General features: G+C 71.6%; 12 protein-coding genes. 5 read left to right on the top strand and 7 right to left on the bottom strand.

Annotation, left to right across the window (positions count from 1 at the left end):
- Positions 1-215 precede the first annotated feature (215 nt).
- The 3 genes from KK483_RS31990 (at position 216) to KK483_RS31980 (ending at position 3,143) form a co-directional block, all read left to right on the top strand.
- Positions 216-938, top strand: a complete 723-nt coding sequence (locus KK483_RS31990) for an aspartate/glutamate racemase family protein (RefSeq protein ID WP_262008695.1) — start codon at positions 216-218, stop codon at positions 936-938.
- 130 nt (positions 939-1,068) lie between these two features.
- Complete coding sequence (sph, locus tag KK483_RS31985) at positions 1,069-2,079, top strand: sphingomyelin phosphodiesterase (protein ID WP_262008694.1); 1,011 nt, start codon at positions 1,069-1,071, stop codon at positions 2,077-2,079.
- Positions 2,080-2,171: 92 nt separating this feature from the next.
- Positions 2,172-3,143, top strand: coding sequence for a cation diffusion facilitator family transporter (locus tag KK483_RS31980; protein WP_262008693.1), 972 nt, complete (start codon positions 2,172-2,174; stop codon positions 3,141-3,143).
- Here the strand turns inward: KK483_RS31980 and KK483_RS31975 are convergent.
- Both KK483_RS31975 and KK483_RS31970 read right to left on the bottom strand, forming a co-directional pair.
- On the bottom strand, positions 3,134-3,598 hold the full coding sequence (locus tag KK483_RS31975) for a hypothetical protein (protein ID WP_262008692.1): 465 nt from the start codon (positions 3,596-3,598) through the stop codon (positions 3,134-3,136). The genes KK483_RS31980 and KK483_RS31975 overlap by 10 nt on opposite strands.
- A 102-nt stretch (positions 3,599-3,700) precedes the next feature.
- On the bottom strand, positions 3,701-4,180 hold the full coding sequence (locus tag KK483_RS31970) for a macro domain-containing protein (protein ID WP_262008691.1): 480 nt from the start codon (positions 4,178-4,180) through the stop codon (positions 3,701-3,703).
- 154 nt (positions 4,181-4,334) lie between these two features.
- On the opposite strand from KK483_RS31970, the gene KK483_RS31965 reads away from it, so the two are divergent.
- Positions 4,335-5,087, top strand: a complete 753-nt coding sequence (locus KK483_RS31965; RefSeq protein WP_262008690.1) for a MerR family transcriptional regulator — start codon at positions 4,335-4,337, stop codon at positions 5,085-5,087.
- Positions 5,088-5,094: 7 nt separating this feature from the next.
- Here KK483_RS31965 and KK483_RS31960 read toward each other — a convergent pair whose 3' ends face one another.
- From KK483_RS31960 to KK483_RS31940, 5 genes are all read right to left on the bottom strand, one after another.
- Positions 5,095-5,727 carry an MFS transporter gene (locus tag KK483_RS31960; protein WP_262008689.1) on the bottom strand — a complete coding sequence of 211 codons (633 nt, stop codon included), beginning with the start codon at positions 5,725-5,727 and terminating at the stop codon, positions 5,095-5,097.
- A 59-nt stretch (positions 5,728-5,786) separates the two neighbouring features.
- On the bottom strand, positions 5,787-7,961 hold the full coding sequence (locus tag KK483_RS31955; RefSeq protein ID WP_262008688.1) for a 3-hydroxyacyl-CoA dehydrogenase NAD-binding domain-containing protein: 2,175 nt from the start codon (positions 7,959-7,961) through the stop codon (positions 5,787-5,789).
- Between the two features lie 65 nt (positions 7,962-8,026).
- Positions 8,027-9,241 carry an acetyl-CoA C-acetyltransferase gene (locus KK483_RS31950; RefSeq protein ID WP_262008687.1) on the bottom strand — a complete coding sequence of 405 codons (1,215 nt, stop codon included), beginning with the start codon at positions 9,239-9,241 and terminating at the stop codon, positions 8,027-8,029.
- 134 nt (positions 9,242-9,375) lie between these two features.
- Positions 9,376-10,518 (bottom strand): acyl-CoA dehydrogenase family protein, encoded by a 1,143-nt coding sequence (locus KK483_RS31945; protein ID WP_262009780.1) that lies wholly within the window; start codon positions 10,516-10,518, stop codon positions 9,376-9,378.
- Positions 10,519-10,520: 2 nt separating this feature from the next.
- Positions 10,521-11,816: a CaiB/BaiF CoA transferase family protein gene (locus KK483_RS31940; RefSeq protein WP_399015531.1), complete on the bottom strand. Its 1,296-nt coding sequence runs from the start codon at positions 11,814-11,816 to the stop codon at positions 10,521-10,523.
- A gap of 118 nt (positions 11,817-11,934) precedes the next feature.
- Here KK483_RS31940 and KK483_RS31935 point away from each other — a divergent pair, with 118 nt between their 5' ends.
- Positions 11,935-12,537, top strand: coding sequence for a hypothetical protein (locus KK483_RS31935; RefSeq protein ID WP_262008685.1), 603 nt, complete (start codon positions 11,935-11,937; stop codon positions 12,535-12,537).
- The last annotated feature ends 24 nt before the right edge of the window (positions 12,538-12,561 follow it).

The raw sequence follows: 12,561 nt of genomic DNA, 5'->3' as shown, positions 1-12,561 counted from the left end.
GCCGGGCTCATCTCTCCCGGGCACGCGCACCCGGTGCGTTGGTGTCGTCACCGGCTCCGACTCCCCGTAGTCCTTCGGGCACGGGAGGTTTTCCCCGCTCCGCGGCGGGCCGCTCGCCGATCTGATCTGATCTGATCTGATCTGATCTGATCTGATCTGAACGACAGGCCCTAGGGTGAACAGCTCGGGCGATGTGACAGCGGCTGGGAGTCCTCATGACGCACCTGGGCATCCTCGCGCACAGCGCGGAAGGCGCCGCGCTCTGCTTCCGGGCCTTCTGCCAGGAGGGCTTCCGGGAGCTGGGCCCGCACGACCATCCCGACGTGACCCTGGACTGCATTCCGCTGGCGCGGAGCATGTCCGCCTGGGACGCCGGGGACCTGGCCGCGGTCCGGACGACGCTCGCCGAGAGCGTACGGCGGCTGGCGGGCGCCGGAGCGGACTTCTTCGTCTGCCCGGACAACACCGCGCACGAGGCCCTGGAGCTGCCCGGCGCGGACCTCGCGCTGCCGGGGCTGCACATCGCCGAGGTGGTCGCGGAGCGTGCCGAGGCCGACGGGCACCGGCGGATCGGCGTGCTGGGGACGCGCCGTCTGATGGAGGGGCCGGTCTACCGCAGGGCGTTCGGCAGCCGGGGCATCGGCGCGGAGGAGCCGGAGCCGCGGGAGCGCGCCGTCGTCGACCGGATCATCTTCGAGGAGCTGGTGAACGGCGAGTTCACGGACGTCTCGCGGGAGACGTTCGTACGGATCGTCGAGGAGCTGGCGGCGAGCGGCTGCGATGCGGTCGCGCTGGTCTGCACGGAGATCCCGCTGCTCGTGACGCCCGGCGCGGTCCCGCTGCCGTCGCTGGACTCGACGCGGCTGCTGGCGCGCGCGGCGTTCGAGGTGGCCGTCGGTGTCAGGGAGTTGCCCCGGTGGCGGGGTGGTCCGGTCTGAGTTGTTCAAACAAGTTATGGGGATCGTGGGGCTGCGGCCAGAAACCCGGCACCTGGTGGTTACCCAAAGGTAACTCCCGCTGCTTTGATGTGCGCGCCGGTCAAAACCCCTTCCATCATCGGGAGTTCCAGTGCCGCACTCCGCGCTCCGCCGTGTCACCGGTGCAGCCCTCTCCACCGCGCTCACGGCCGTGACACTCGCCGCCGCCGTGCCCGCGGCCTCCGCCGCGCCCGCCGCCGGGGCCGCGCAGACCGCCGCCGCGACGCCGTCGCTGAAGGTGCTGACCTACAACGCCTTCCTCTTCAGCAAGACCCTCTACCCGAACTGGGGCCAGGACCACCGCGCCCGGGAGATCCCCGCCGCGTCGTTCTTCCAGGGCCACGACGTCGTCGTGCTCCAGGAGGCGTTCGACAACTCCTCCTCCGACGCGCTGAAGCAGAACGCCGCCGGCCGGTACCCGTACCAGACCCCGGTGCTCGGCCGCTCCAAGAGCGGCTGGGACGCGACCGGCGGGGCCTACTCGGCGACCGTCCCCGAGGACGGCGGCGTGACCGTGATCAGCAAGTGGCCGATCGTCCGCAAGGAGCAGTACGTCTACAAGGACGCGTGCGGCTCCGACTGGTGGTCCAACAAGGGCTTCGTGTACGTCGTCCTGGACATCGACGGCACCCGCGTGCACGTCGTCGGCACGCACGCGCAGTCCACCGACCCGGGCTGCTCGGACGGTGAGGCGGCCCAGATGCGCAGCCTCCAGTTCAAGGCGATCGACGCGTTCCTCGACGGCAAGAACATCCCGGCGTCCGAGCAGGTCATCGTGGCGGGCGACTTCAACGTCGACTCGCACTCGGCCGAGTACGCGGCGATGCTCGCGGACGGCGGGCTGGTCGGCGCGGACGCGCGCACCGGGCACGCGTACTCCTTCGACACGCAGGAGAACTCGATCGCGGCCGACCGCTACCCGGACGACCCGCGCGAGGACCTGGACTACGTCCTGCACCGCTCCGGCCACGCCAGGCCGGCGGGCTGGACGAACCAGGTGGTCAAGGAGCAGACCGCGCCCTGGACGGTCACCAGCTGGGGCACGGACTACACGTACACGAACCTGTCGGACCACTACCCGGTCACGGCGTCCGGGCAGTAGCCGCACGGAGGCATCAGCAAGCCCTTCGCAGCTGGTCAGAGGCCGCTCTTCGGCAGTGGCTGCAAGGCTTTCCTGCTGCCATGGTGGTGTCCATGACGGGTCATGGACACCACCATCACCATCACCACGGGGAGCGCATCGACAAGGCGCTCGAAGGTTCGGCGGACGGTCTGCGGACGCTGTGGTTCTCGTTCGGGATCCTCGCCGCCACGACCGTCGTACAGGCGGTCATCGCGGCGCTGTCCGGGTCGGTCGCGCTCCTGGGCGACACCGTCCACAACGCGACCGACGCCCTGACGGCGCTTCCGCTCGCGCTCGCCTTCGTCCTCGGCCGCCGGGCCGCCACCCGCCGCTACACGTACGGCTTCGGGCGCGCGGAGGACCTCGCGGGCGTCTTCGTCGTCCTGGTCATCGCGTCATCGGCCGCCTTCGCGGGGTACGAGGCGGTCCGGCGGCTGCTGGAGCCCCAGGAGGTGACCCATCTGCCGGCCGTCGCCGCGGCCGCGCTGGTCGGCTTCGCCGGCAACGAATGGGTGGCCAGGGCCCGTATCCGCACCGGCAGGCGCATCGGCTCCGCGGCGCTCACGGCCGACGGACTGCACGCCCGCACCGACGGGTTCACCTCGCTGGCGGTCCTGCTGGGCGCGGGCGGCTCGGCGCTGGGCTGGCGGTACGCCGACCCGCTGATCGGCCTCGTCATCACCGGCGCGATCCTGCTGGTGCTGCGCGGCGCGGCCCGGGAGATCTGGCACCGGCTGATGGACGCGGTGGACCCGGCGCTGGTGGACGAGGCCGAGCACGCGCTCTCCCATGTGGAGGGCGTGAGGGCCGTCGGCGCCGTGCGGATGCGCTGGCTCGGGCACACGCTGCGCGCGGAGACCTCGGTCGGGGTCGATCCCGCGCTGACCGTCGTCCAGGCCCATGCGGTGGCGGTGGCCGCGGAGCACGCCCTGCTGCACGCGGTGCCGAGGCTCGCGGGTGCAACCGTCCACATCGACCACGTCCAGGCGGGCGACCAGGACCCGCACGCGGCGCTGGCCCACCACTTCGCCGGCTACCGGTAGACCGCCGACGCCTGGTACGCGTACAGCACGACGACTCCGGCCACGCAAAGGATCACGACCCAGGAGCCGAGGCTGGTGTGCCGCCCCTGCGGTCTGTTCCGTCTCTGCTCAGCCTGCCGCCCGGAGCGTGCGGGCGCCCTCCGCCGCGACGGAGGGGGCGCGGCGTCGGCGGCGGCCTCGGCGAGCAGCCGACGGCACGTCGCGGCGAGTTCACCCGTCCCCGCGTCGAGCCTCGCCACGGCCTCCGACCGCGCCGGCGCGGTCGTCCCCCCGTCCAGAATCCGCCCGGCCCGCAGCAGCACCTCGTCCCGCCCACCGCCCGGAGCGATACTGATCCACCGCTGCACATGCTCGCCCCGGATGACCACCCCTCCACCCCGCTCGCGGTACACGGTGTGCTCGCGCCACAGCACGTCGGCCAACTCACCTGCGGTTTCCCTCAGTTGCGCACTCATGCCCCTCCCCCTTCGCAGTGCCGCAAATCGAACAAGCACCGCACTCTAGCGTCAGGTACACACCAATCCCGAGGGGGGTCCCGACCGGGCCGTGCCGGTGGCCTACGGCCCGCGGTCGTACACCGTCACCGCGACGCCCCGCGCCACGAGCCGCTCCGCTATCAAGGGCTCGACCCTCGCCCACCTGCCGCCTGCCAGCCCGCAGCCGATCCGGGGCATATGGACCGACGCGCCGAGCTCGACGGCCTTGTCGGCCACCGCGCCCAGGGCCTTGTCCATCGCCTCGTACCGCACGGGCACGCCCTTGCTGCCCGTGCGCATGCCGCGCTGCCCCACCATGTTGGCCACCCACGTATAGGGGCCGACCTGGACGAACTGGACGGCGCCGAGCCCGAAGTCGTTCCCCGCCCGCTCCCGGTGCCACCTCCGGTAGACCGCCTCCGGCTCGGTCCAGCGGCGGGACAGGGCGACGACGAAGCCCTTGCCCCAGCCGCCCAGGTCGTTGCAGACGTGGGCGATCAGCTTGACGCCCTTGCCCTGCGGAGCGGTGGCGTCCCCCCGTACATACGTGATCCCGGACATGGCACCACCGTACGGGCCACCACTGACAACGCGGCCTGAGCAGGGTGCGACAGCTCTCGCCCCGCCCGTTCCCGGCGCTTTCACCACACTGGTGAGACAGCAATACTGTTGCACCCAGGCACAAAGCTGAAAGCGGCGGAGAGCGAGGCACGGTATGGCCACCGGAACCGAAGGGCCGACGCTGACCGTCGATGAGCTGGCGGCGCGGGCCGGGGTCACCGTGCGGACCATCCGGTTCTATGGCACGCGGGGGCTGTTGCCGCCGCCGGTGATAGGTGCGCGGCGGGTCGGGCACTACGGGGCGGAGCATCTGTCACGGCTGGCGCTGATCGAGGAGTTGCAGCACCAGGGCATGACACTCGCCGCGATCGAGCGCTATCTGGAGCAGCTGCCGTCCGATCTGAGCGCGCACGATCTGGCGATCCATCGCGCCCTGGTGGCCGCTTGGGCGCCCGAGTCGGCGGAGGACGTCGCGCGGGGGGAGCTGGAGCGGCGGGCCGGGCGGGTGCTGTCGGAGCAGGACATCGACCGGCTCGCGGCGATGGGGGTGCTCGACCGCACCGGGGACCGGGACGGGTTCCGGCTGGACGGGGGGTTGTTGCGGCTCGGGATCGAGCTCCTCGACGTGCCCATCGCGCACGAGACCATCCTCGCCTCGCGGACCGTGCTGCTGGAGCACGCCCGGGCGGCGGCGCACGAGCTGACGCGGTTGTTCCGGGAGGAGGTGTGGGGTCCCTACCGCGAGCGGGAGGCGGACCCCGATCACGTCGCGGCGATGAAGTCGCTGTCGGCCCATATGCAGCCGATGGTGATCCAGGCGCTCGTGACGGCCTTCCAGCGGTCCCTGCGCGAGGAACTGCGGGCGGCGTTCCGTTCGCAGTCGGCACCCGGGGCGGACACCTTCTAGGGCGGCGTCACCCGGGGGGCGATCGCCGCCGTCGCCTCGCCGCTGAGTTCGTCGAGCGAGCGGCCGGCCGGCTCGATGCGGAACAGCAGGGTGACGACGAACGCCAGCGCACTGGTCGCCGCGATGCCGTACAGCAGTGCGCTCTGGCCGACGTCCGCGAGCAGTACGGGGAAGAGGAAGGTGCCCAGGGCGGCACCGAGCTTCCCGCATCCGGCGGCGAAGCCGTGGCCGCGGCGCGCACTTCCGCGGGGAAGACCTCGGCGGGCAGGGCGAACGTCGTGGCGTTGGGGCCCATGTTCATAAAGGTGTTGAACAGGGCGAAGCCCAGGAAGACCAGGACGAGATGGGCCTCTGCGCCGCCGGAGAGCTGGGCCGTCGCGGCGAGGAGGCAGAGCGCGCCGGTCATCACGGCGAAGCCGGTCAGCTGGAGCGGGACGCGCCCCACCCGGTCGACGAGCAGGATCGCCAGCCCGAAGCCGATCACGAGGAAGACGTCCAGGGCGGCCGTGCCCTCGGTGGAAGCGTCGCCGCCCGGGAACCCGGGGCGCCCCAGAGGGGGATCGCCGCTGACGCCGACGAGGCGACGGCCCCGTGCGATGCACAGGGGCCCGTCGCCCGTCGCCTCACCGGCGCCCGTCACCCCGCCGTCGCGGCGTCACCTCACCGTCGCGCCATCACCCCGCCGTCGGCGGCGACGGCTCACGCATCCGTGAAGATCTCGCCCCGCTCCGCCTTCTCCACCAGCAGCGCCGGCGGCTCGAAGCGCTCGCCGTACGTCGCGGCCAGTTCGCGCGAGCGGGCGACGAAGCCGGGCAGACCGCCCTCGTAACCGTTGATGTACTGGAGGACGCCGCCCGTCCAGGCCGGGAAGCCGATGCCCATGATGGAGCCGATGTTGGCGTCGGCGACCGAGGTGAGGACGCCTTCCTCCAGGCAGCGGACCGAGTCCAGGGCCTCGGAGAAGAGCATCCGCTCCTTCATGTCCTCGAACGGCACGGCCGCGGCGTCCTGCCCGGCGAAGTGCTCGCGCAGGCCCGGCCACAGGCCGGTCCGCTTGCCGTCCACGTAGTCGTAGAAGCCGGCGCCGCCGCTGCGTCCCGTGCGGGCGAAGTCGTCGACCAGCCGGTCGATGACCGCGTCGGCCGGGTGGGCGGTCCAGGTGCCGCCCGCCTCCTCGACGGCCCGCCTGGTCTCGTTGCGGATCCTCCGCGGCAGGGTGAGGGTGAGCTCGTCCATCAGCGAGAGCACCTTCGCCGGGTATCCGGCCTGCGCGGCCGCCTGCTCGACCGACGCGGGCTCGACGCCCTCGCCGACCATCGCCACGCCCTCGTTGATGAACTGCCCGATGACGCGGGAGGTGAAGAAGCCGCGCGAGTCGTTGACGACGATCGGCGTCTTTCCGATCTGGCGCACCAGGTCGAAGGCGCGGGCGAGCGCCTCGTCGCCGGTCCGCTCGCCCTTGATGATCTCGACGAGCGGCATCTTGTCGACGGGCGAGAAGAAGTGCAGCCCGATGAAGTCGGCGGGCCGCTCGACGCCCTCGGCGAGCAGGGTGATCGGCAGGGTGGAGGTGTTGGAGCAGAGCAGCGCGTCGGGCTCGACAACGTCCTGGATCTCCTGGAACACCTTGTGCTTGAGCGCCGGGTCCTCGTACACCGCCTCGATGACGGCGTCGCAGCCCGCGAGGCCGGCGGGGTCGGCGGTCGGGGTGATCCGGGCGAGCAGCTCGTCGCGCTCCGCCTCGGTCCTGCGGCCGCGGCTCACGGCCTTGTCGAGCAGCTTCTGCGAGTATGCCTTGCCGTGCTGGGCGGCGTCGGCGTTGACGTCCTTCAGGACGACGTCGATCCCGGCCTTGGCGCAGGCGTACGCGATGCCCGCGCCCATCATCCCGGCGCCGAGCACGGCGACCTTGCGGACCCGGCGCGGCTCGACGCCCTTGGGGCGGCTGGCGCCGGAGTTGACGGCCTGGAGGTCGAAGAAGAACGCCTGGATCATGTTCTTCGCGGTCTGGCCGGTGACCAGCTCGGTGAAGTACCGGGCCTCGATGGCCAGCGCGGTCTCGAAGTCGACCTGGGAGCCCTCGACGGCCGCGGCGAGGATGTTGCGCGGGGCCGGGTACGGGGCGCCGTTCAGCTGCTTCTTCAGGTTGGCGGGGAAGGCGGGCAGGTTGGCGGCGAACTTGGGGTTCGACGGCGTGCCGCCGGGGATCTTGTAGCCCTTGACGTCCCACGGCTGCTGCGACTCGGGGTTGGCGTCGATGAAGGCGCGCGCCTTGGCGAGCATCTCTTCGGGCGTCGCGGCGACTTCGTGGACGAGGCCGTTCTCCAGCGCCCGCTTCGGGGTGTACTGGGTGCCCTGGAGCAGCACCTTCAGCAGCGCGTCCGCGATGCCCATGAGGCGTACGGTGCGGGTGACGCCGCCGCCGGCCGGGAGCAGGCCGAGCGTGACCTCGGGCAGGCCGATCTTGGAACCGGGCGCGTCGAGGGCGATGCGGTGGTGGGAGGCGAGCGCGATCTCGTAACCGCCGCCGAGCGCGGCGCCGTTGACGGCCGCGACGACGGGCTTGCCGAGGGTCTCGATGCGGCGCAGGGAGTTCTTGATCGCGGTGCCGGTGTCGAAGGCGAGCCGGGCGTCCTCGGGACGGAGCCTGATCATGTCCTTGAGGTCGCCGCCCGCGAAGAAGGTCTTCTTGGCGGAGGTGTAGATGATGCCGCGGATCGCGTCCTTCTCGGCCTCGGCGCGGTCGGCGATCGCCGCGATGGAGTCCTTGAACGCCTGGTTCATGGTGTTGGCGGACTGGTTGGGGTCGTCGAGGACGAGGGTGACGATCCCGGTCTCGTCCTGCTCCCAGCGGATGGTCGTGCTCTCGGTCATTGCTGCTGCTCCGTAAGAAGGGGGAGGCGCCGTGAAGTGCGGTGGAGGGCGGAGGGCCGGGAGGGTCAGAGTCGTTCGACGACGGTGGCGATGCCCATGCCGCCGCCGACGCAGAGCGTGACAAGGCCGTACCGCTTGTCCTGCCGCTCCAGTTCGTCGACGAGGGTGCCGAGGATCATCGCGCCGGTGGCGCCCAGCGGGTGGCCGAGTGCGATCGCGCCGCCGTTGACGTTCACCTTGTCCAGGGAAATCCCCATGTCGCGGACGAAGCGCAGCACGACGGCGGCGAACGCCTCGTTGATCTCGATCAGATCGATGTCGTCGATGGTCAGTCCGGCCTTGGCGAGCGCCTTGCGGGCGGCGGGGGCCGGTCCGGTGAGCATGATGGTGGGCTCGGAGCCGGAGACCGCCCCGGAGACGATCCGGGCGCGCGGTGTGAGTCCGTACCGCTCGCCGATCGTCTTCGAGCCGATCGCGACGAGGGAGGCGCCGTCCACGATGCCGGACGAGTTGCCCGCGTGGTGGACGTGGTCGATCTGCTCCACCCAGTGGTAGCGCTGGAGGGCGACGGCGTCGAAGCCGCCCAGGTCGCCGATGCCCGCGAACGACGGCTTGAGGGAGGCGAGCGAGTCCGCGGTGGTCCCCGGGCGCATGTGCTCGTCGCGGTCGAGCACGACCAGTCCGTTGCGGTCCTTGACGGGGACGACGGAGCGGTCGAAGCGGCCGTCCTTCCAGGCAGCCGCCGCACGCTCCTGGGAGAGCGCCGCGTACTCGTCGACGTCACGGCGGGAGAAGCCCTCGATCGTGGCGATCAGGTCGGCGCTGATGCCCTGCGGCACGAAGCCGGTGGCGAAGTTGGTCATCGGGTCGGCGAACCAGGCACCGCCGTCGGAGGCCATCGGCACGCGCGACATCGACTCGACGCCGCCGGCGAGGACGAGCTCCTCCCAGCCGGAGCGGATCTTCATCGCCGCCATGTTGACCGCTTCGAGGCCCGAGGCGCAGAAGCGGTTCTCCTGGACGCCGGCGACCGAGTCGGGCAGCCCGGCGGCGATGGCGGCGATCCGGGCGATGTCGGAGCCCTGGTCGCCGACCGGGCCGACGACACCGAGCACGATGTCGTCGATCGCCGCCGGGTCGAGCTCGGGGAAGCGGGCGCGCATCTCGTGGATCAGACCGACGACGAGGTCGATGGGCTTGGTGCCGTGCAGGGCGCCGCCTGCCTTGCCGCGGCCGCGCGGGGTGCGGATCGCGTCGTACACAAACGCTTCGGTACTCACAGCAGAGCCTTTCGCATGACGTACGTGACGTGGAGGGGGGTGAGGGTGAGGGTGAAGTCGAGGCTGGGGGTGGGGGGTGCGGGGCGTGGGCGAATTCGGCCGGGGAGGAGCGGGGTGGTCCGGGGAAGGGGAGGTCAGGAGAGCAGGGAGCGGCCGATGATCTCCTTCATGATCTCCGTCGTGCCTCCGTAGATCGTCTGGATACGGCCGTCCGTGAACGCCTTCGCGACCCGGTACTCGCTCATGTAGCCGTATCCGCCGTGCAACTGGAGGCAGCGGTCGGCGACGCGCTTCTGCAGTTCCGTGGCCCACCACTTGGCCATCGAGGCGTGCACCGCGTCGAGCTCCCCGTCGGAGTGGTCGACGATGCAGCGGTCGAGGAAGGTGCGGGTGACGGCGCACTCGGTGGCCATCTCGGCTATCTCGAAGCGAACGTGCTGGAGCTTGGCGAGCGGGCGCCCGAACGCCTCGCGCTCCTTCACGTACCGGGTGGTGATCTCCAGCAGGTACTCGGCCGCGGCGATACCGGCCACCGCGATGTTCAGCCGCTCCTGGGCGAGGTTGGTCATCAGATGGACGAAGGCGCCGTTGAGCTCGCCGAGCAGGTTCTCCTTCGGGACGCGGACGTCGGTGAAGAAGAGCTCCGCGGTGTCCTGGGCCTTCTGGCCGATCTTGTCGAGATTGCGCCCGCGCTCGAAGCCCGCCGTGCCGCGCTCGACGACGAGCAGCGACAACCCCTTGGCGCCGCCCTCGGGGGTGGTCTTCGCGACGACGATCACCAGGTCGGCGAGGATGCCGTTGGAGATGAACGTCTTGGAGCCGTTGAGCAGCCAGTGGTCGCCCCGGTCCTCGGCGGTGGTCCGGATGCCCTGGAGGTCCGAGCCCGCGCCCGGCTCGGTCATGGCGATGGCCGTGATGATCTCGCCGCTGCAGAAGCCCGGCAGCCAGCGCCGCTTCTGCTCCTCGGTCGCGAGCGAGGTGAGATAGGGCCCGATGATGTCGTTGTGCAGGCCGATCGCGAGGCCGGCCGCGCCCGCGCGGGCGAACTCCTCGGCGAGCACCGCGCTGTAGCGGAAGTCGGCGTTCCCACCGCCTCCGTACTCCTCGGGGACCGCGAGGCCGAGCAGGCCCTGGCGGCCCGCCGCGCGCCAGGACTCGCGCGGGACGATGCCGTCCTTCTCCCACTGGTCGTAGTGGGGCAGCACCTCCTTGGCGAGGAACGTGCGCACTATCTCGCGGAACGCCTCGTGGTCGGCGCCGAAGATCTGCCGTTTCATGGTCATCGCTGCTGCTCCCCGCCCTGCTGCCGGAAATCCGGCCGGATAGTCGGTACGTCCCAGTCGCGCGCGACCTCTTCGGTGTCCGCGCCGGGGAGGGCCGGCGGCCTGCGTACGGAGCCCGGGGTCGCGGAGAAGCGTGGCGCGGGGGCCGGCTGGGTGATGCCCCCGTGGTCGGTAAAGGTGCCGCGGGCCGCGAGATGCGGATGCGAGGGGGCCTCGGCGAGCGACAGCACGGGCGCGACGCAGGCGTCGGAGCCCTCGAAGACCGCGGTCCACTCCGCCCGGGTCTTCGCGAGGAAGCGGGCGGCGACGGCAGCGCGCAGCTCGCCCCAGCGGGCGAAGTCCTTGCGCGCCGGGGCCTCGTCCCCGATGCCGAGCAGCTCGATGAACTGGTCGTAGAACCGCTGCTCCAGGGGGCCCACCGCCATGTATCCCCCGTCGGCGGTCGCGTAGTTCCCGTAGAAGGGGCAGCCGCCGTCGAGGAGATTGGCACCGCGGCGGTCCTGCCATCCTCCGGCGGCCACCATCCCGTGGATCATGGTGGCGAGGTGCGCGGCGCCGTCGACGATCGCCGCGTCCACGACCTGGCCGGTGCCGCCGGGGGTGCGGGCGTGCTGGAGTGCGGCGAGCAGGCCGATGACGAGGTAGAGCGAGCCGCCCGCGTAGTCGCCGAGGAGGTTGGCGGGGACGGCGGGCGCCTCGTCCGGCTTGCCGATCATGCCGAGGGTGCCGGTCAGGGCGATGTAGGTGATGTCGTGGCCCGCGCGCTGGGCGAGCGGGCCCTCCTGGCCCCAGCCGGTCATCCGCCCGTAGACCAGCCGGGGGTTGCGGGCGTGGCACTGCTCGGGGCCGACGCCGAGCCGCTCGGCGACCCCCGGGCGGTATCCCTCGATCAGGACGTCGGCGCGCTCGGCCAGGTCGAGGACCTGTGCGGGGCCGCCGTCGGCCTTGAGGTCGATCAGTACGGACCGTTTGTTGCGGTTCGTGAGGTCGTACGCCGGGTTGATCGCGAGGCCCGCGCCGCCGGGCCGGTCGACCCGGACGACATCGGCGCCGAGGTCGGCGAGGAGCATGGCGGCGAAGGGCCCGGGGCCGATCCCCGCCAGCTCGACGACGCGCACTCCGGCCAGTGGGCCGCTGCCGCCGGGCCCCTCGCCGGGCCCCTCGCCGAGGCCGTCGCCGGGCCCGTCCCCACCGTCGCCGGGTGCGCCGCGGAGCTCGTCGCCGGGACCGCCGGAACCGCTCGTTCTCGCTGCCATCAAGCCCCCAGCGGTATGACACAACTGATGTAACATCAGCGATGTTAGGAACACGTTCCACTTCGCACAAGCCCTGTGGACAAGCAAGCGCTTGGTTGTTTCCCCTGTGACGGTAAGGTCTGCCGACCCGCCGGATCCAGGAAGCGGAGACTCCATGCGTATACCCCGCCCCGCCCGGGCCGCAGCGCTCGTCGCACTTCCGGCGGCACTGCTGATCTCCTGCTCCTCCGCGGACAGCGGGGCGCCGGGCGCGAACGGCACCCCCACGACGGCCACGACGGCCACGGCGTCCGCGCCGCAGGACGGTGCCGGGGCCGGCGGCGATCCGGAGACGACCGGGATCGAAGCCGAAGCCGGGGACGGGGACGAGGCCGCCGCCGAAGGGCAGCCCTCTACCGGAACGCAGCCCTCTGCCGGAACGCTGCCCACCGCAGAGCCCGCCCCGGGACCCGAGCAGGTCCGCGACGCCTTCGCCGGCCTCCAGGCCACGCTCGACGACAGCTGCACGAGCGAAGGACAGTGCGCCTACTTCCTCGGGCGCGTCCACGACGAGCTGGAAGGGCTCGACAGGGCCATGAAGGCCGACCCCAAGGGCCCCGGTCACTTCCCCGAGCCCATCGCCTGGATCGCGGAGCTGCGCGACACCCTCGGCACGGACCGGACCTACCCGAACCTCAAGAAGCACCAGGAGGAACTCGTGGGGACCCGCGACCGCATCAACGTCTGGATGCAGGACCACCCCGACGACTACCGGTGAACCCGGGCGCGCAGCGGCGGCCGC

It is taken from the genome of Streptomyces sp. FIT100 (genome assembly GCF_024584805.1).
Taxonomy (GTDB): Bacteria; Actinomycetota; Actinomycetes; order Streptomycetales; family Streptomycetaceae; genus Streptomyces.
Note: the sequence above shows the minus strand (reverse complement) of the source record. Positions and strands in the feature narration are given on the sequence as shown.